The organism is Actinoplanes sp. NPDC048796 (genome assembly GCF_040650035.1).
GTDB lineage: Bacteria > Actinomycetota > Actinomycetes > Mycobacteriales > Micromonosporaceae > Actinoplanes.
The window spans coordinates 17,769-35,482 of sequence record NZ_JBEZGO010000020.1 but is presented as its reverse complement, the minus strand read 5'-3'; the positions used below and the strand labels follow the sequence as shown (position 1 = coordinate 35,482).

Sequence of the window (17,714 nt, the reverse complement as noted above, 5' to 3'; positions counted from 1 at the left end):
CTATTCGGGCGGGTCGTGGTGGATGCGCTCCGGCGCGACGCCGAGCTGGTGCAGGGCCACGGAGGTGGCGGCCACCATCAGCGGCGGCCCGGCCAGGAAGACCTCGTGGCCCGACCATTCGCCGTAGCCCGCCACCGCGTCGGTGACCAGGCCCGACGCGTACGGCCCGGGGTCGCCCTCGGCCACCACGGGCACGACGGTGGCCCGGCGCGCGGCCCGCGCGATCTCGGTGAGCTCCTCGATGTCATAGAGCTGCGAGAGATCCCGTACGCCCCAGAACAGCACCGCCGACCGCGCGTCGCCCGTCTCGGCCAGCCGCGTCAGCAGCGCCTTGAACGGCGCCACCCCGGTGTCCCCGGCGATCATCAGCAGGTGCCGCCGCGGATCGGCCGGCAGCGTCATCGTGCCCTCGGCCCGGCTCAGCCGCACCTGATCACCCACCCGGGTGCGGTGCACCAGGGTGCCGCTGACCCCCGACTCGGTCTTGGCCCGCACATGCAACTCGACCAGATCATCGCGGGCCGGCGCCCCCGCGAGCGAATAGGGCCGCCAGATCGCCGGCAACTCGGGCACCTGAATCCGCGCATACTGCCCGGCCTCGAAAGGCATGGGCAAAAACGGTCGCAGCCGTACGACGGCCAGGTCCGGCCGCCGCATCTGATGCTCGACCACTACCGCGTCCCAGACGGGCGGCTCATAGGCCGCCGAAGCTCCACCGTGCACAATCCATTCATAGGCGTGCTGCCACGTCGACCGCCAGGCCACCTCGAAGTCCAGCCGCCACTGCCCGGCCGACATGCCGGCCCGCATGGCCTCGGCCAGCGCCGCGCCGACGAGCTGGAGCTGTCCCGCCCGGACCCCGCAGGCGGCCAGCGCCGCCCCCAGCCGCCCGCACCCTTCGACGAGCACCGGCGGCCGGTCGAGGTTGTGCACGAGCCAGGTCACGGCCTTGGCCAGCTGCCCCACCTGGGTGGCCGCCCCACCCGGCAGGGTGGCGATCAGTCCCGGATGCGCCTGCATCAACGCGGCCCGCAGCCGCTCGGCCACCTCCAGCGGCCCACCGGCGAAGGTCAGACTGGTGCTGAGCAGCCGCTGCGTCTGCCGCAGAAGCGCGTCGTCGGCCGGATCCATGCCGTCGCCGGCGTTCACCCGGGTCACCAGGGGCGGCATCACATGCGGCAGATCCATCTCCGGCAGCCGCCGCATCGGGTGACCCGGCGGTGCGGACTGACCTTCGGCCGCCCATCGCGGCCGCGCGCCCCATCGAGCTCGCGCACCCGCGTTCGTGTCACCCCATCGGCCACTGTCCCCGGCGCCCAGGGCACCGCGCCCTTCCGGCCCGTCCCGCCCCACCGCCCCTTCCGAATCGGCCCCGCCTTTCGGCTGAACCTCTGCGCCGGGCCGCCGAACGGGAAGCCCGGCAAAACGATTCCGATGCGGCCGCCCCACCGCCTCGGTCCCGTTCTCCTCATCGAATCCCCCGGCATCGGACCCACCAGCCAGCGGCCGCCACACCACAGCACGCCCCGGCGACGATTCGGCGACCTCTCCGCCCGTCTCCGAATCCCGTCCCATCCCAGCGAGACCGCCGGTCTCCACCTCTCGGCCCACCCCCGGCGTGCCAGCGAGACCGCCCAGCTCCAGATCCCGGCTCACCCCCGGCGTGCCGGCGAGACCGCCCGCCTTCGCACCCCGGCCCACCCCCGGCGTGCCAGCGAGACCGCCCGCCTCCGGACCCCGGCCCACTCGCGGCATGTCAGTGAGTCCGCCCAGCTCGGTGCCCCGGCTCACCCGCGGCGTGTCGGTGAGTCCGTAGATGACGGGCCGTCCTCCCCCGCCGCCCGGGTGATCTCCTCGACCGGTCGTCTCGGGCCGGTCGCCGTGCGGTCGCGACAAGCCGGGCCGGACCGGGCGCCTGTCCCAGAAACTTCGCCCGGCGGGTGAGATATCGGCATTTTCCGCCGCTAGGTCGTCGAAGTACGGCGGCTCGCCGTCGCCCGCCATCGGCGAATGAACGACGCGGCCGCCGCCCGACGGCCCGATCGGCGGGGTGACAACGGGTTCCGCCGCGCCATGCTCTCCGGCCCCGTCGGAGGGCGCGCCGGCCCGGTCGCCTGAGAAGGGAGGGACGCCGGACCTATCGCCGGGCAGAGGTGGAACGCCAGACCTGTCGCCCGGGAGCGGGAGGTTGCCGGACCTGTCACCCGGGAGCGGCGGGACGCCGGACCTGTCACCCGGGAGCGGCGGGACGCCGGACCTGTCACCCGGGAGCGGCGGGACGCCGGATCTGTCGTCGGAGAAGGGCGGGACACCGGGCCTGTTCGGACCCGTCGAACCTGGAGTTCCGGCAGCCCAGCGAGGCCGCAACTGCTGACCGGAGCCGCCGCCCTCGCCCGCCGCATACGACGAGGCCGCGCCGCGAGGGGAAGCTGCGCCGTGGGGAGGAGCCGCGCCGTAGGGAGAAGCCGCGCCGGGGGAAGCCGCACCGTAGGGAGGAGCCGCGCCGGGGGAAGCCGCACCGTAGGGAGGAGCCACGCCGAGGGAAGCCGCACCGTAGGGAGGAGCCACGCCGGGGGAAGCCGCGTCATGGGGAGACGCCGGGGGGAGGCCCAGGCGGGGTGGGGCCGGTGGTAGAGCGCTGTGACTCTCGCCCGGCGGCAGGGCGGGATGGTTGCCCTCCTCGCCCTCGCTGGTGAGCTCGTGCAGCGCGGCCGCGGCGTCGGCGATGCCGGCGGCGACCGCGTCGGGGGCGGCCTGGCGCAGGCGGATCGCTCGCAGCAGGGCCAGCAGGTGCTGGTCTCCGCCGGAGCCCGTACCCGATCCGGACGACACCGCTACACACCCCCGCTGGACGGCTCCCTGCCCTCCACCGTACTGCTACAAATCACCTCATTTCGCCGACTCTTCGGTCAGGGCATGGCGGCGGCCATCCGCTGGACCGCCTCGGTGAGGATGTCGGGGCTGGTGGCGAAATTGAGGCGTACGTGACCCGAGCCCGCCGCGCCGAATTTCGTGCCCGGTTCCAGGGCCACGCGAGCCTTGGCGAGGAAACGGTCGCGCGCGGCGGCGTCGCGGCCCAGGGACGAGGCGTCGATCCAGGCCAGGTACGTGGCCTCGGGCGGAGTCCAGCCCAGGGCGGGCAGATGGGCGCGCAGCAGGTCCCCGAGCTGGGTGCGGCGCCGGTCGAGCGTGGTCCGCAGCGCCGCCAGCCACGCGTCGCCCTCGGTGAAGGCGGCGATGGTGGCCAGCACCCCGAGGTGGCCGACTCGATCGTCGGGGTTCGGCGGGAAACGGGTCACCGCCTGGGCCATGCGGGAGTCGGCCGTGACGACAGCCGCGCACTTCAGGCCGGCCGTGTTGAACGCTTTGCTGGCCGAGATGACACTGACCGCCACCTCCCCGGCCCCGGGCACGGTGAGGATCGGGGTGAAGGTCGCGCCGGGCAGCACGAGCGGGGCGTGGATCTCGTCGCTGATCAGTGGCACCCGGTACAGGCGCGCGAGCCGGACCAACTCGGCCAGTTCGCCGGGGGTGTGCACGCGGCCGACCGGATTGTGCGGGTTGCAGAGCACGTACGCCGCCGGGTGAGTGGCGAACGCGGCCTCCAGCGCGGCCAGGTCGAGGCGGTAGCCGGACTCGTGGCGGGCCAGCGGCACCTCGAGGACGCGGGCGCCGACCTCGGGCACCCAGTCGAAGAACGGTGAGTACACCGGCGGGCTGATCACCACCGCGTCGCCCGGGCGGGTCAGCACGCGCATCAGCTCGACCACCCCGACGCCGACGTCGGTGACCGCCGTGACCTGGGCCGGGTCGATCTCCCAGCCCCACTGCCGGCCGGCGAAACCGGCCAGGGCCCGGCCCAGGTCCGGAGTGGACGACGCGTAGCCCAGGTCGCCGCGGCGCACCGCCTCGGTCAGCACCGCCGTCACCGGCGGGGCCAGGTCGTAGTCCATCTCGGCCACGAACAGGGGCAGGACGTCGTCGGGAAAGGTCCGCCATTTCTCGCTGCGCCGCCGCCGCAGCTCGGCCAGCGATGCGACCGGAAGCTCTTCGCTCATGCCCCTAGGGTGCCAGGGCCGGGTTCCGCAGGCGGTACACCACCGAGGCGCGCAACGGGCCGGGCGGCGCCGTCGGGTCGTCGAAGTCGTCGGCCGGGTCGTGGGTCATGCCGAGGCGGCGCATCACCGCGTGCGAGCGGACGTTGCCGGCGGCGGCGATGGCCAGGATCTCCGGCAGGCGGAGCTGGGTGAACCCGTACTCGAGAACCGCTCGTGCCGCTTCCGTCGCGTACCCCTTGCCCCAGGTCTTGCGGGCCAGGCGCCAGCCGGCCTCGGTGCCCTCGAACGGCACCTGGTCGTCGACCGGGTCGAGGCCGGCCATGCCGATCAGGCCGCCTTCGTCCGGCGCCTCGACGGCCCACCAGCCCCAGCCGCGTGCGTCCAGTTCGGCGCGGAAGTGATTCAGCGACCCCAGTGATTCGTCGCGGGCCAGCACCGTACCGAAGAATTCGCGGACCGCCGGGTCGGCGTTGAGGTCGGCCCAGGCGTCGAGGTCGTCGTCGCGCCACTGGCGCAGAAGCAGGCGTTCGGTGCGCAATTCAATCATCGGCGACAGCCTATCGGCGTTTTTTCCGCCGAACCGGGTGCGGGGACCTCCGCCATTTGCGAGGCTTCGGCCAGGATTCCCGACGGTTACCCCCGGGCCGTTCGGCTTGAGCCGACGCGAGGGCACACCCATGACCATCAGCCATCACCGCACGGCCAGCGGACGACCGTTGCGGGTCTCCCCGGCCTGGGTCGGTGCCGCGACCCCGCCCGCCGGCTCGGCCGGACACGACGATCATCTTCCGGTGCGGGAGGCGGTCTGGGTCTGGGGTGTACGGCGGTACGCGCGCCTGGCCCTGTGGGCGCTGCCGGCGGCGGCCCTGCTGTACGGCTGGACCACGCTCGGCATCGACACGCCACCCGGGCCCCTAGTCGTCGAGCTGGCCGCCAACTGGCTGGCCGCCATCGCCTTGATCGCCCTGGCCGGGCTGCTGGCCGGCGCCCGCACCCGGCGGACCGCGCTGACCGGGTTGCTGCTGGGGCTGGGCGGGCAGGTGCTGACCCTGCCGCTGGCCGCGCTGCCCAAAGGGACGGTGGCCGCCGGGGCGCCACTCACCGCCGATCAGCTGCGCCTGGTCGCGGTGACCGCGGCCGCGACGGCCGGCGTCGGGTGGCTGGTGATGGGCTGGGCGGTGTTCCGCTCGCGCCTGGTCAACCCGGCCGACGGCGTACTGCTCATGCTCGCCGCGGTCACCCTCGGCGCCGGCGCCGAGGCCCGGCAGCCGTTGCCGACCGTGGGCGCCCTGCTGCTCCTCGCGGCCGGAACCGGCCTCGCCTGGACGGGTGGCCGGTTGATCCCGAAGACCTGAATGGCATGCTCGGTGCATGACAAAGGTGGTCGCCGACATCTCGGTTTCGCTGGACGGGTACGTCACCGGGCCTGATCCGGGCCCGGACAACGGGCTCGGCACCGGAGGCGACGCGCTGCACCGGTGGGTCTTCGAGGGTGACGCGATCGACCGTGCGGTGCTTCAGGAGGCGACCGACGCGACCGGCGCTGTCGTCATGGGGCGGGCCCTGTTCGACGTCGTCGACGGCCCGCACGGGTGGAACGACGAGGAGGGTTACGGCGCCGGGCTCAACACGGCGCCGCCGGTGCTGGTCGTCACTTCCAACCCGCCCGATTCGGTACGCCTCGGCGACCGGTTCAGCTTCGTCGTGGACGGTGTGCGTAGCGCGGTGGCGAAGGCGACCGCGCTGGCCGACGGCCGGGACGTGGTGGTCATGGGCGGCGGCGCGGTGATCCGCGGCGCGATCGAGGCCGGCGTCGTCGACGAGCTGCGGCTGCACCTGGCCCCCGTGCTGCTCGGGTCGGGCACCCCGCTGTTCCAGGGCGCGTCGCCCCGGCAGTTGCGCCAGATCCACGTGCGGGCCTCGGGTCACGCCACCCACCTGACGTACCGGGTGGACTGACTTCAGTGGTTTTCGAGATCACCGACCCGGACGACGAACGGCTGGGCGACTACCACGCGCTGACCGACCTGGAACTGCGGACGAAGTGGGAGCCGCCGAACGGGCTGTTCATCGCCGAGGGCGAGCTGGTGCTGCGGCGGGCGCTGCGGGCCGGATACCGGCCCCGGTCCTACCTGATCGACGCCAAGCGGACCGGCCAGATCGCCGACCTGCCGGACGACGCGCCGGTCTACGCGGCAGTGCCGTCGGTGCTGGAGAAGGTGACCGGCTTCCACGTGCACCGGGGTGTGCTGGCGTCGTTCCACCGCCGGCCGCTGCCGTCGGCCGCGGAGGTCGTCGAGGGCGCCCGCCGGGTGGCCGTGCTCGAGGACGTCAACAACCACACGAACATCGGCGCGGTCTTCCGCGGGGCGGCGGCGCTCGGCATCGACGCCGTGCTGCTCTCGCCGACATGCGCCGATCCGCTCTACCGGCGCAGCGTGCGGGTGAGCATGGGCGAGGTCTTCGCGGTGCCGTACGCGATCCTCGAGCCCTGGCCGTCGGGCCTGCAACAGCTGCGGGACGCCGGGTTCACCGTGCTGGCCCTCACCCCCGACCCTGACGCGGTGGCCTTGCAGCGGCTCACCGCATCTCAGCGGGAGCGCACCGCCCTGCTCCTCGGGGCGGAGGGTCCCGGCCTGTCGAAGAACGCGATGGCCGCCAGCGACGTACCGGTGAAGATCCCGATGCGCCGCAACGTGGACTCGTTGAACGTCGCCGCGGCCGCAGCTGTGGCGTTCTGGGAGCTGGGCCGCGACGACCCCATCCAACCACCCCACCGGCCGCCCTTGACCTGACTGAAGGCCCTCCTTGATCAACCGCTGCGGCGGTTGCCGTACTGCCGCGGGCTCTGCACCGCGCCGCGGCCGTGCGGGCCGCCGTGCGTGTGCTCGGTGTGATGCGAATGGCCCTTGGCCTTGCCCTTCGCCGCCCGGCGGGCGGCGCGGTTGAGGAACTCCTCGGGCTGCTCGGCTTCCGGCGTCTCGTCCGGGGTCTCGGAATTTGCGGTGGACTCAGACATCCGTGCCTCCTGAAGCATCCGTGGCCGCGCGAGGAACCGGGCGGCAGCATGATTATCCCCGCTCGGACGCGACACGGCCGACCCGTTCGGGCCGGCCGCGATCAAAAACGTCAGGCGCGCTCGCGTCGCCCCTCGAGGTCGGCCGCGCCGTTGTAGTCGGCGCCGCCGAGGGCGGCCGACGGCGGAATCGGCTCGGGAGCGGGCAGGGCGGCCGTCTTGTCGGGGTCGCCGCTGACCTGCGCCTCCGCCTCCCGTACGGCCTCGTTGATCTTGTTGGCCTCGGCCGCCGCGGCCTGCGCCGCGGCCACCGCCTCACGCTCGACGGCGGCCGCGTCGACCCCCGCCTTCGGGGCGTCGCCGGCCATGTTGGCCAGCCCGCCCAGCGCGCCGCCCAGACCGTCGAGGGCCTTGGTCAGCTCGGTCGGCACGATCCAGACCTTGTTGGCCGAGCCGTTGGCGATCTGCGGCAGGGCCTGAAGGTACTGGTAGGCCAGAACCTTCTGCGACGGGTTCGCCGTGTGGATCGCGTCGAAGACCGTACGGATGGCCTTGGCCTGGCCCTCGGCCTGCAGGATGCGGGCCTGCCGGTCACCGTCGGCGCGCAGCACCGCCGCCTGCTTCTCACCCTCGGCGGTGAGGATCTGCGACTGCTTGTGCCCCTCGGCGTTCAGGATCGCGGCGCGGCGGTCCCGCTCGGCGCGCATCTGCTTCTCCATCGAGTCGCGGATGCTCGGCGGCGGCTCGATCGCCTTGATCTCGACGCGGGTGACCTTGATGCCCCAGCGGCCGGTGGTCTCGTCCAGCACCGACGACAGGTGCCGGTTGATCTCCTCACGACTGGTCAAAGCACGCTCCAGGTCGAGCGAGCCGATGACGTTACGCAGCGTCGTGACGGTCAGCTGCTCTATCGCCTGGAGGAAGTTCGCGATCTCGTACGTGGCCCGGACCGGGTCGACCACCTTGAAGTAGAGCACCGTGTCGATCGAGACGACCAGGTTGTCCGAGGTGATCACCGGCTGCGGCGGGAAGGAGACGACCTGCTCGCGCATGTCCACCTTGCTGCGCACCGAGTCGACGAACGGCACCAGCAGGTTCAGACCCGGGGACAGGGTCCGCTTGTATTTGCCCAGGCGCTCCACCACGTCCATACGCTGCTGGGGGACGATGCGGACGGACCGGAGCAACGTGACGATGGCGAAGACCACGATCACGATGACGAGTACACCGATCACAGCTTCCATGGCGCCTCTCTATATGTTGGGCAGGTCGTCGCGCCACACGATGGCGGTGGCGCCCTTGACCTTGATGACCCGGACGCGTTCGCCGGGTAGGTACTTCTCGTTGCCGTCGAAGGACCGGGCCTGCCAGAGCTCCCCGTCCAGCTTGATCATCCCCCGGTCGGCGTCGACCTCCTCGAGCACCAGCCCGTGGCTGCCCTCGATCGCCTCCACCCCGAACGGCGTCTCGCCGGTCTCGGAGGCGGGCCGGGCGTGCCGCATGATGATCGGCCGGAGCGCGCCGACCGAGATGCCGGAGACGAGCGCGAACGTGATCACCTGAACCAGCAGCGGCGCGCCCAGGGCGGCCACGCCGGCCGCGGCGAGCGCGCCCGCCGCGAAGAAGATGATGAGGAACGTGGCCGTGAACGCCTCGGCGATCGCCAACGCGATGCCTAGCACGATCCAGAGAACCGCTTCCACACGTCGATCGTTGCACGCTCGCGCACGTACGGCGACTTCCCATACACCGAGCGCAGATTCGGTGCATCGGGGGCGACACTCAATCCGTAGTACACAGTTGTACCCATCAGTCGTTTATCGAGAGGGTCCTCCGTGTCGCCGCTTCCATCGCTGCTACCGCAGACCGGCCGGCGGGTCGATGAGATCGCCGCGCGGGCGCAGGCCGACGGGCGTACGCCGTCCTTCGCCCTGGCCATCGTGCGGGACCGGGCGGTGCTGCACCAGTCCTTCGCCGGGGAGCACCCCCGGCCGGACGCGAAAACGCAGTACCGTCTCGGCTCGATCACCAAGACCCTGACCGCGACCATGGTCATGCAGCTGCGCGACGAGGGCTTCTTCGCCCTCGACGACCTCCTCTACCGCCACCTGCCGGGCACCCCGATCGGCGGCGTGACCCTGCGCCAGCTGCTCGGCCACGTCTCCGGCCTGCAACGCGAGCCGGACGGCGCCTGGTGGGAACGCGCCCCCGGCGGTGACGTCGACAAACTGCTGGCCGAGCTCGGGTACGACAAGGTGGCCGGCCCGCCGTTCCGCCGCTTCCGCTACTCGAACCTGGCCTACGGCCTGCTGGGCGCGGTCCTGGAGAAGGTGACGGGCGAGAGCTGGGCGACGCTGGTCGGCAAGCGGGTGCTGGACCCGTTGGGCATGAAACGCACGACGTACGCTCCGGTGGAGCCCTTCGCCCGCGGCTATGTGGTGCACGCGCTGGGCGGCACGACGCACGAGGAGCCGCGCCTCGACTCGGGCGCGATGGCCCCGGCCGGCCAGCTCTGGTCGACGATCACCGACATGGCCAAGTGGGCGGCGTTCTGGACCGACCCCGCCCCGGCGGTGCTCTCCCGCGAAACGGTCGACGAGATGTGCGCGCCGGTGGTGATCAGTGACCTCGAGTCGTGGACCGCCGGCCACGGCCTCGGCCCCCAGCTGTTCCGGGTGGGCGAGCGCGTCTTCGTCGGCCACGGCGGCTCCATGCCCGGTTACAACGCCTTCCTCGCGGTGCACCGGCGCAGCCGGATCGGGGTCATCGCTTTCGCCAACGCGTACGGCCTGAGGGGCACCGGCATCAGAGAGGTGAGCCTGGAAGCCCTGACCGCAGTGCTGGACGCCGAGCCGCCGGCCCCGCCCGCGCCGTGGCAGCCGCCGTCGCCCCCGACCGGCGAGGCGGCGTCGCTGGTGGGCCGATGGTGGTGGATGGGCCGCGAGTACGAGATCGTCGCCGACGGCGCCGCCCTGGAGATGACCGGACCGTTCCACTGGACCCGGTTCACCCGCGAGGCCCCCGACCGCTGGCGCGGCGTGGACGGCGAGAACGAGGGCGAGATCCTCGCCGTCCTGCGCACCCCGGACGGCGAGGTCGACCGCCTCGACATCGCCACCTTCGTCTTCAGTCGCGACCCGTCCCACCTCGCCTGATTCTCGCGCTGTCAGGCCGCGGCGGCGAGCAGCGCCTTTCCGGCGGCGTTGATCGCGGACTGGTGGGCGACGCGACGGCCCAGGTGCTCCGCGGTGGCGACGTCGGCCGCGTGGACGGTGTCGACGCCGCCGTCCTGCGGGGTCTGCGCGCCGGCGCCGAGCCAGAAGCCGAGCCGGTTGAGGTCGTGCTCGGCGGCCGTCGTGGCGTTCCACCCCGGAGCCAGGCCCAGGCCGATCCAGAGCATGTGATGCTGGGCGGCCAGGGCGGTCATGAAGTTGAGCGTGTTCAGCTTGTCGCCGCTCTTGGAGGCCGAGTTGGTGAAGCCGCTGGCGATCTTGTCAGCCCAGCGGTTGGCGAGGTAGCGGCCGCTGGTCGCCTCGGCGAAGGCGTGGAAGGCCGACGAGGCGCCACCCATGTAGGTGGGCGCCCCGAAGATGATCGCGTCGGCGTCGTCCAGTTGCCGCCACTGGTCCTCGGTGATGGCGTCCACGGCGATCAGGGCCACGTCGGCGCCCTGGTTCTCAGCGCCACGGCGAACAGCTTCGGCCAGTACGGCGGTGTGCCCGTACCCGGAGTGGTAAGCGACGGCGACGAGCGGACGGCGAATGGTCTCGGACATGAACTGCTCCTCGGTGTAGCTGGTTTACGCAAGAGTCTAAGTCTCTCTTGGTTACCAAGTCTTCCCGACAGGGCAGGTGTAAGTTGGATGCTGTGTCACAGCGCCACGCGGCCGTCGATGCCGTACAGATCGATCCGAACCGGGAGATGGACCTCCTCGACGCGGCGTGCCCGAGCCGCGACGTCTTCGTCGACCTGGCCGACAAGTGGGTTCTGCTGATGCTGATGAGCCTCCGCGAGCGCGGCGCCCAGCGCTATTCGGAGCTGCAGCGCTCGGTCGGCGGGATCAGCCGCAAGATGCTGGCGCAGACCTTGCGCACCATGGAGCGCGACGGCCTGGTCAGCCGCACAGTGCACGGCGAGGCCGCCCCGCCGCAGGTCATCTACGCCCTCACCCCGCTCGGCGCCGAGATCGCCGAGGAGACCAAGGTCCTCTGCTCATGGAGCGGCCGCCGGGCAGCCCAGGTACACGCCGCCCGCGACGCCTACGACCACCGCACCGAGCCGGCCTGACACACCCCAGCCCCGGCAACCGCCGAACCGGGGACGCTCCGACGAGGCCCAGCCTCTGGCAACCGCCGGGCCGCGGCGGGTCAGATGATGCCGCCGTTGGCTCGGACGGTCTGGCCGTTCACCCAGTGGCCGGCCGGGCCGGCCAGGAAGGCGACAACCTGGGCGATGTCCTCGGGCTGGCCCAGGCGCTCCAGCGGGGGCTGCTTGGCCAGGTTGTCGATGACGGACTGGTCCTTGCCGTTCAGGAACAGATCGGTGGCGGTAGGGCCGGGGGCCACCGCATTCACCGTGATGTTGCGGCCCCGGAGCTCGCGGGCCAGGACCAGAATCATGGCTTCCACGGCGCCCTTGCTGGCGGCGTAGCCCGCGTACGACGGGAACTGCAGGCCGACCACGGACGTGGAGATCATGATGATGGCGCCGCCGTCGCGCAGGCGGCGGGCGGCCTCGCGGGCGACCACGAAGCTGCCCCGAATGTTGGTGCGGTGCATGCGGTCGAGGTCGTCGAGGTTCAGGTCGACCAGCGGGGACAGCACCATCGACCCGGCCGAGTTGACCACGACATCGACCCCGCCGAACTCCTTCTCGGCCAGATCGAACATGCCGGCCACGGCCTGCTCGTCGGCGACATCGGCCTGAGCGGCCACGGCACGCCCGCCGGCCCGCGTGACCAGCGAGACGGTCTCTTCAGCGGCACCCGCCGAGCCGGCGTAACCGACGACCACGTCGTGGCCGGCGGCGCCGAGGGCGATGGCGACGGCGCGGCCGATCCCGCGCGAGGCACCGGTGACTACAGCTACGGCCATGAGTCTCACCTCAATGATCATGTCGATACGCCTTCTGCGTATCGCCGATAAGCCAACCATAGCACGACATCGGAGCGACGATACGAGAAAGACGTATCGCTGATTCGCTCGACCGGCGGCAGACCGAAGACATAGCGAGAAGTCAGCCGACAGCGGCCGCGGGCGGCGGGCGGGCGGCAGACGGCAGGCGCGGAGAGAAAAGCGGCGGGCCCGGCGGGCGCAGAGGGCGAGGCAGCAGGCATGGCTGCGGGCGCGGAGGCCGAGGCTGCGGGCGCGGCGCGCGCGGCGGGCGCGGCGGCGGAGGAGGCAGGCGCAGAGGGCGAGGCGGCGGGCGTGGCAGGCGCGGAGGGAGAGACGGCGGGCATGGCTGCGGGCGCGGAGGGAGAGACGGCGGGCATGGCTGCGGGCACGGAGGGAGAGACGGCGGGCGGGAAAGGCGCCGAAGGCGCGACGGACGGAGAGGGCCGAGGCGGCGAGCATGGCGGCGGGGTGCAGACGGCTAAAGGGCGGTGGGCTCAGCGGCGGATCCCGGGTTCGGGGACGGGGCGGCGATCGTGGGCAGGGCGGTAGGCGTTAGAGGCGGGGGCGTGGCGGAAGGCGTTGGAGGCGCGGGCGGGAGCGTGGCGGAAGGCGTCAGAGGCGCGGCGGCAACCGCGGGCGGGGACGCGGCGGCCAGCGCCAGCGGCACGGTCGGCGGGGAAAGCGAGGGCATGACTTCAGGTCCGGGGAGCGGGGACGAGGCGGCCGCCGGGAGGTGCCGGCGCGGGGCCATGCCCACGGCGAGTCCGAGCGCCACCAAAGCGATCCCCGCCCACACCAGCGGGCTCGGCATCGGGCCGCCCAGGGCCACGCCCGCCGCCGCGGCGGCGATGGGGGCGATGCCGGTGAGCAAGCCCGCGCGGGCCGAGCCGAGCCGGGACACGCACGTGTACCAGAGGACGAACGCCAAGGCCGTCACCGCGATCGCGAGGTAGATCCCGGCGAACACGTGCGCGGCGCGCAGGTGGGGTGACGGGCCCTCCAGGAACAGGGCCGCGAGCCCGAACACCCCGGCCGCCATCCACGTGGAGTGGACCGATACGCCCAGCGGGCCGTGCCTGTTCAGCAGGGGCACGGCCAGCAGCGTGAAGCCGGCCTCGCAGACGAACGTGACCAGCGCCCACACCAGCCCCATCCCGTCGGCCCGGCCGAGGCCCTGCACCAGGACCGCGCCCGCGGTGACCACCGCGGCCGCCAGCAGCAGGCGCGGGGCCGGGGTGTGGCCCTCCAGCAGCGGACCGCCGACCGCGAGCAGCAGCGGCACGCAGGCCACCGCCACCCCGAGGACCGCCGGCTCGGCGTGCCGGGCGCCGTGCACGAGGGCCAGGTTGAACACGAACATGCCGGTGAGCACGACCCCGCCGAGCCACAGCCACTCGGCGCCGCGCGGGCGCACCAGCCGGCGGCCGATGACGCGGGCGTAGAGCACCAGCAGCAGGCAGGCCACCGCGTACCGCAAGGCCTGCACGGTCAGGGCGGGGGCGTCGCCGAGCACGCCGGAGACGGCGACGCTGCCGCCGACGAAGACCATTCCGAGGGCGCCCGAAAGGGCGGGCAAAGATGTCACGTCCCTCATGCTCGTCGGCGGTATGGTCCGATTGAAGGACCAATCGCGGATCGCCCGGGAGGACCAATGTCCGACTTCCTCCAGCTCCGGCCGGCCGAGGCGCCGCCCAAGGGCCTCACCGCCTGGCTGGCCGGCGCGCTGCGGGCCGCGATCACCACCGGCCGTCTCACCCCCGGCGCGAAGCTGCCCGCCACCCGGCAGCTCGCCACCGAACTCGCCGTCTCCCGCGGGGTCGTCGTCGACGCGTACCAACGGCTCGTCGACGAAGGGCTGGCCACCGCGCGCACCGGCGCCGGCACGGTGGTCACGGCCGCGCCGGCGGTCTCGGCCCGGACCACCGACCGCCGCCGCGATCTGGCCGCGATCCGGCTGCCGCTGCCGCCGCCCGAGGGGATCGACATCGACCTCTCCCCCGGCGTTCCCGACCTCGCCGCTTTCCCGCGCGCGGCCTGGCTGCGGGCCGAGCGGGCGGTCCTCGACGAGATCACCGCGGCCGACCTCGGCTACGGCGATCCGGGCGGCGCGCCCCGGCTGCGCACGGAGCTGGCGTCGTGGCTGGCCCGGATCCGCGGGGTGCGCTGCGAACCGGACGACGTCATAGTGGTCGGCGGCGTCGCCCAGGCCCTCGCCCTGCTGGCGCAGACGTTGCACGCGCGGAACCGGACCGCTGTCGCGGTCGAGGACCCGGGGTCACGCGGGGCGCGGGACCAGCTCGCGCATTGGGGTGTACGCCCGGAGGCGGTGCCCGTCGACGAGCAGGGGCTCCAGGTCGGCGCGCTGACGCAGGACGCGGTCCTGCTGACCCCGGCCCACCAGTTCCCGACCGGGGTGGTGCTGAGCCCGGCCCGGCGGCGGGCGCTGCTGACCTGGCCCGGGCTGATCATCGAGGACGACTACGACGCCGAGCACCGCTACGACCGGGCGCCCGTGGCCGCCCTGCAAGGATCGGCGCCCGATCACGTCGCGTACTGCGGAAGCGTCTCCAAATCGCTCGCGCCCGGGATGCGCCTCGGCTGGCTGGTGGCGCCCCGGCCGATGCAGGCCGAACTGCTCGCGGCCAAGCACGACAGCGACCTCGGCAACCCGGCCCTGCCGCAGCTGGTGCTGGCCCGGCTGCTCGCGTCCGGTGACTACGAACGGCACCTGCGGACCGTCCGGTCCCGGCAGCGGCGGCGGCGTGACGCCCTGCTCGCCGGGCTGCGGCAGCACCTGCCGGGCGGCCGGGTCACCGGCGTCGCGGCCGGGCTCCACTTGCTGATCATGACCGATGGGGACACGCCGGACACGGTGCTCGCCGAGCGCGCGGCCGCCCGTACCGGCGTACTCACGCACCCCCTGTCGTGGCACTGCCTGACACCCGGACCGCCGGGTTTGATCCTGGGTTACGCCGCGCAGCCGCCGGACCGCCTGGCCGAGGCCGCGCGGCGCCTCGCGACGGTCATGGGACCGTGACGAAGTCGATCAGCCGCTCCATCGAGTTGATCAGCGGGGTCTCGACGTCCTTGTAGCTGCTCACCGAGCGCAGGATCCGCCGCCACATGTCGGCCGGCTCGCGCACGCCGACGGCCTGGCAGATGCCCTCCTTCCAGGGCCGGCCGGGCGGGATCACCGGCCACTTCGACAGGCCCACCCGCTCCGGCTTGACCGCCTGCCAGATGTCGACGTACGGGTGGCCGGTGACCAGCACGTTCGGATCGGTGACCGAGGACACGATCCGGCTCTCCTTCGAGCCGGCCACCAGGTGGTCGACCAGCACGCCCAGCCGCCGCCGCGAGCTCGGCTGGAACTCCCGCACCGCCGCGGCCAGGTCGTCGATGCCGTCCAGCGGCTCCACCACGATGCCCTCGATACGCAGGTCGTCGCCCCAGATCCGCTCGACCAGGGCCGCGTCGTGGATGCCCTCGACCCAGATGCGGCTCGCCTTCGCCACCTGCGCGCGCACGTTGTCGACGGCGATCGAGCCGGACGCGGTGACCCGCCGCTGGGCCTGCGCCGGCGCCGCGGCCGGCTTGCGCAGCGTCACCGTCTTGCCGTCGAGCAGGAACGCGGCCGGCGCCAGCGGGAAGTTGCGCCGCTTGCCGAACCGGTCCTCGAGCACCACCGCGCCCAACTCGAAGCCGATCACCGCACCGCAGAAGCCCGACTCCGCGTCCTCGACCACCAGGTCCCGCTCGGCGTCCACCTCGGGCACGGTCCGGCGCTTACGCCAGTCGCCCTTGAGCACGTCCTCCCCATACATGCCAGGCACCGTAACCCGTGGGCTCGGACACGCCACTTATGACTCTCCGGCCGAGACAAGCTTCCCGGTGGGCACGTACCCTTGCTCGCATGTCCCCCGCAGCTGATGCGGCCACCCGCACCACGCGGCGCTCCACCCGGTTCGTGTCCTGGGTTCGCGCCTGGCGTGCCGGGCTCGTGCCGTTCGACGAGCTCGCCGACGAGATCGCCCACGACGAGGAACACCTGTTCGCCGACGCGCCCGGCACCTGGACCGACGTCCCGCTGCCGCAGGGCCTGCCGGCCTTCGCCAAGGTGCACCCCGACGACATCCGGCTGGTCCTGCCGGCGCCCGGCGACCCGCGCGGCCTGCCCGGCCCGGGCGAGCTGACCGGCGCCGCGATGCTGGCCGGCGAGGCCGTGATGACCCCGGACTTCGGCGTGGTGCCCGACGTGCGGCGGCACGTCTCCGGCTCCGGCGTCGAATTCGAGACGGTGGTCTGGCGCTACTTCCCGGTCGAGGGCTACCGCCCGGTCTTCCAGATGGGCGCGGCCGAGGCCGAGGGCGAGCTGACCCTCGCGCTGAGCGAGGCCACCGCGCAACTGACCAAGCTCGACGTGGCCCAGTGGAAACCCGAGCTGGCCGGCGCTCTGCAGGCGCTGCGCCGCCCGGAGAGCACGGCCACGCTGCCGCCGGGCTTCGACCCCCGCGCGCGGCGGCTGTTCGCCCGGGCCAGTGTGCTCGACCAGGTGCTGGCGCTGGCCGGGACCAGCGCGCCGGGCGGCGCGGTGAACGGCTTCGAGGCTCAGCAGCGCGACGCGGCGCTGCGCCCGTTGACGACCGCGTGCCGGCAGGCGCTGGTCGCCGCGTGCAACTCGCCGCTGCATGCCTGACCGGTTCCTGCATTGCACGTTCTGCGGGGCCCGTTTCGGCGCCGTACGGGAGTGGCCGCGCCGCTGCGGCGCCTGCGGTGAGACCACTTATCGCAACCCCACCCCGGTCGGGGTGGCGGTGCAGCCGGTCGGCGGCGGCCTGCTGACGGTCCGGCGCGCCATTCCCCCGGCCGCCGGCCAGCTGGCGCTGCCCGGCGGCTTCATCGACTTCGGCGAGGCGTGGCCCGAGGCCGTCGTCCGCGAACTCTTCGAGGAGACCGGGCTCAGAGCAGACCCTTGCGAGGTACGCCTGTACGACACCCGGAGCGCCCCGGACGGGACCCTGCTCGTCTTCGGGCTGTTGCCGGCGCTGGCCCACGTGTCCGACATGCCCCTGTCCGAGCCGAACGACGAGTCGCTGGGCTGGGAGATCCTGGCCGCGCCCCAGGAACTGGGCTTCAGCCTGCACACGGCGATTGCCGACCGCTGGTTCGCCTCGCGCTAGCCGCGCATTCACACCGCGGTAGCCGGTGTCATGGGGAACGATTCGGCCACGTCATCTCGCGACAGAGTAGGGCACCCCGACGGTAGCTAGACAACAGCAGGCGCGGATGACCGTCCGGTTCTGCTCCTTCGCCGCCGCCCGCCACGGCTCCTGCTTGCGCTGGTCCAGGAACCGGAAGAAGGCATCTCCGCGGATCAGGACGCTTGGCGACAGGCGCGAGGAAGCGATGGAGCTGATGGTCGACTTCCCGGCTCCGGGTGGCCCGGCGATGATGAGAAGGGCGGACATGTGGCCCTGTGTATCCGCGTCGCACGGCGATATCAAGGCGGTACCTCGGAGGCGGGCG

At 72.8% G+C, this 17,714-nt stretch carries 19 protein-coding genes; 8 read left to right on the top strand and 11 right to left on the bottom strand.

The features are described from left to right. The 3 genes from AB0C26_RS41895 to AB0C26_RS41885 form a co-directional block, all read right to left on the bottom strand. The gene (locus tag AB0C26_RS41895; RefSeq protein ID WP_360259628.1) at positions 1-1,206 is read right to left on the bottom strand and encodes a globin; all 1,206 of its coding nucleotides are present in this window, start codon (positions 1,204-1,206) and stop codon (positions 1-3) included. Between the two features lie 1,703 nt (positions 1,207-2,909). Continuing rightward, complete coding sequence (locus AB0C26_RS41890) at positions 2,910-4,058, bottom strand: aminotransferase class I/II-fold pyridoxal phosphate-dependent enzyme (protein ID WP_360259625.1); 1,149 nt, start codon at positions 4,056-4,058, stop codon at positions 2,910-2,912. Positions 4,059-4,062: 4 nt separating this feature from the next. Further along, positions 4,063-4,605 carry a GNAT family N-acetyltransferase gene (locus AB0C26_RS41885; protein ID WP_360259623.1) on the bottom strand — a complete coding sequence of 181 codons (543 nt, stop codon included), beginning with the start codon at positions 4,603-4,605 and terminating at the stop codon, positions 4,063-4,065. A gap of 130 nt (positions 4,606-4,735) precedes the next feature. Here AB0C26_RS41885 and AB0C26_RS41880 point away from each other — a divergent pair, with 130 nt between their 5' ends. Genes AB0C26_RS41880 through AB0C26_RS41870 form a run of 3 tightly spaced genes read left to right on the top strand, consistent with a single transcriptional unit; the run spans position 4,736 to position 6,853 of the window. Beyond that, positions 4,736-5,413, top strand: coding sequence for a hypothetical protein (locus tag AB0C26_RS41880; RefSeq protein WP_360259620.1), 678 nt, complete (start codon positions 4,736-4,738; stop codon positions 5,411-5,413). A gap of 16 nt (positions 5,414-5,429) precedes the next feature. Continuing rightward, the gene (locus AB0C26_RS41875; protein WP_360259617.1) at positions 5,430-6,017 is read left to right on the top strand and encodes a dihydrofolate reductase family protein; all 588 of its coding nucleotides are present in this window, start codon (positions 5,430-5,432) and stop codon (positions 6,015-6,017) included. Between the two features lie 5 nt (positions 6,018-6,022). Continuing rightward, on the top strand, positions 6,023-6,853 hold the full coding sequence (locus AB0C26_RS41870) for an RNA methyltransferase (RefSeq protein ID WP_360259615.1): 831 nt from the start codon (positions 6,023-6,025) through the stop codon (positions 6,851-6,853). A 17-nt stretch (positions 6,854-6,870) separates the two neighbouring features. Here the strand turns inward: AB0C26_RS41870 and AB0C26_RS41865 are convergent, their stop codons facing one another. From AB0C26_RS41865 to AB0C26_RS41855, 3 genes are all read right to left on the bottom strand, one after another. Continuing rightward, entirely contained in the window at positions 6,871-7,077 is a 207-nt protein-coding gene (locus AB0C26_RS41865; protein ID WP_360259612.1) for a hypothetical protein, read from the bottom strand. Positions 7,078-7,187: 110 nt separating this feature from the next. After that, the gene (locus tag AB0C26_RS41860; RefSeq protein WP_360259610.1) at positions 7,188-8,318 is read right to left on the bottom strand and encodes an SPFH domain-containing protein; all 1,131 of its coding nucleotides are present in this window, start codon (positions 8,316-8,318) and stop codon (positions 7,188-7,190) included. A gap of 9 nt (positions 8,319-8,327) precedes the next feature. Then, positions 8,328-8,777 (bottom strand): NfeD family protein, encoded by a 450-nt coding sequence (locus AB0C26_RS41855; protein WP_360259608.1) that lies wholly within the window; start codon positions 8,775-8,777, stop codon positions 8,328-8,330. A 132-nt stretch (positions 8,778-8,909) separates the two neighbouring features. Between AB0C26_RS41855 and AB0C26_RS41850 the strand changes: the two genes are divergently transcribed. Continuing rightward, entirely contained in the window at positions 8,910-10,229 is a 1,320-nt protein-coding gene (locus AB0C26_RS41850; protein ID WP_360259606.1) for a serine hydrolase domain-containing protein, read from the top strand. 11 nt (positions 10,230-10,240) lie between these two features. Here AB0C26_RS41850 and AB0C26_RS41845 read toward each other — a convergent pair whose 3' ends face one another. Further along, positions 10,241-10,849: a flavodoxin family protein gene (locus AB0C26_RS41845; RefSeq protein WP_360259603.1), complete on the bottom strand. Its 609-nt coding sequence runs from the start codon at positions 10,847-10,849 to the stop codon at positions 10,241-10,243. Positions 10,850-10,941: 92 nt separating this feature from the next. Here AB0C26_RS41845 and AB0C26_RS41840 point away from each other — a divergent pair, with 92 nt between their 5' ends. Next, entirely contained in the window at positions 10,942-11,361 is a 420-nt protein-coding gene (locus tag AB0C26_RS41840; protein ID WP_360259601.1) for a helix-turn-helix domain-containing protein, read from the top strand. A gap of 80 nt (positions 11,362-11,441) precedes the next feature. On the opposite strand, the gene AB0C26_RS41835 is transcribed toward AB0C26_RS41840, so the two are convergent. Beyond that, entirely contained in the window at positions 11,442-12,167 is a 726-nt protein-coding gene (locus AB0C26_RS41835; RefSeq protein ID WP_360259598.1) for an SDR family oxidoreductase, read from the bottom strand. A gap of 499 nt (positions 12,168-12,666) precedes the next feature. Beyond that, a complete protein-coding gene (locus AB0C26_RS41830) occupies positions 12,667-13,782 on the bottom strand; it encodes a DMT family transporter (protein ID WP_360259595.1) in 1,116 nt (371 codons plus the stop codon). A gap of 57 nt (positions 13,783-13,839) precedes the next feature. On the opposite strand from AB0C26_RS41830, the gene AB0C26_RS41825 reads away from it, so the two are divergent. Beyond that, positions 13,840-15,225, top strand: a complete 1,386-nt coding sequence (locus AB0C26_RS41825; protein WP_360259593.1) for a PLP-dependent aminotransferase family protein — start codon at positions 13,840-13,842, stop codon at positions 15,223-15,225. Here AB0C26_RS41825 and AB0C26_RS41820 read toward each other — a convergent pair. Further along, the gene (locus AB0C26_RS41820) at positions 15,212-16,012 is read right to left on the bottom strand and encodes a DUF3097 domain-containing protein (protein WP_360259590.1); all 801 of its coding nucleotides are present in this window, start codon (positions 16,010-16,012) and stop codon (positions 15,212-15,214) included. The two genes, AB0C26_RS41825 and AB0C26_RS41820, sit on opposite strands and share 14 nt — an antisense overlap. An 89-nt stretch (positions 16,013-16,101) precedes the next feature. Here AB0C26_RS41820 and AB0C26_RS41815 point away from each other — a divergent pair, with 89 nt between their 5' ends. Further along, positions 16,102-16,884, top strand: coding sequence for a hypothetical protein (locus AB0C26_RS41815; protein ID WP_360259588.1), 783 nt, complete (start codon positions 16,102-16,104; stop codon positions 16,882-16,884). Then, entirely contained in the window at positions 16,877-17,368 is a 492-nt protein-coding gene (locus AB0C26_RS41810) for an NUDIX domain-containing protein (RefSeq protein WP_360259585.1), read from the top strand. Before AB0C26_RS41815 ends, AB0C26_RS41810 begins: the two co-directional genes overlap by 8 nt. 51 nt (positions 17,369-17,419) lie before the next feature. On the opposite strand, the gene AB0C26_RS41805 is transcribed toward AB0C26_RS41810, so the two are convergent. Continuing rightward, entirely contained in the window at positions 17,420-17,656 is a 237-nt protein-coding gene (locus AB0C26_RS41805; RefSeq protein ID WP_360259583.1) for a hypothetical protein, read from the bottom strand. Positions 17,657-17,714 lie beyond the last annotated feature (58 nt).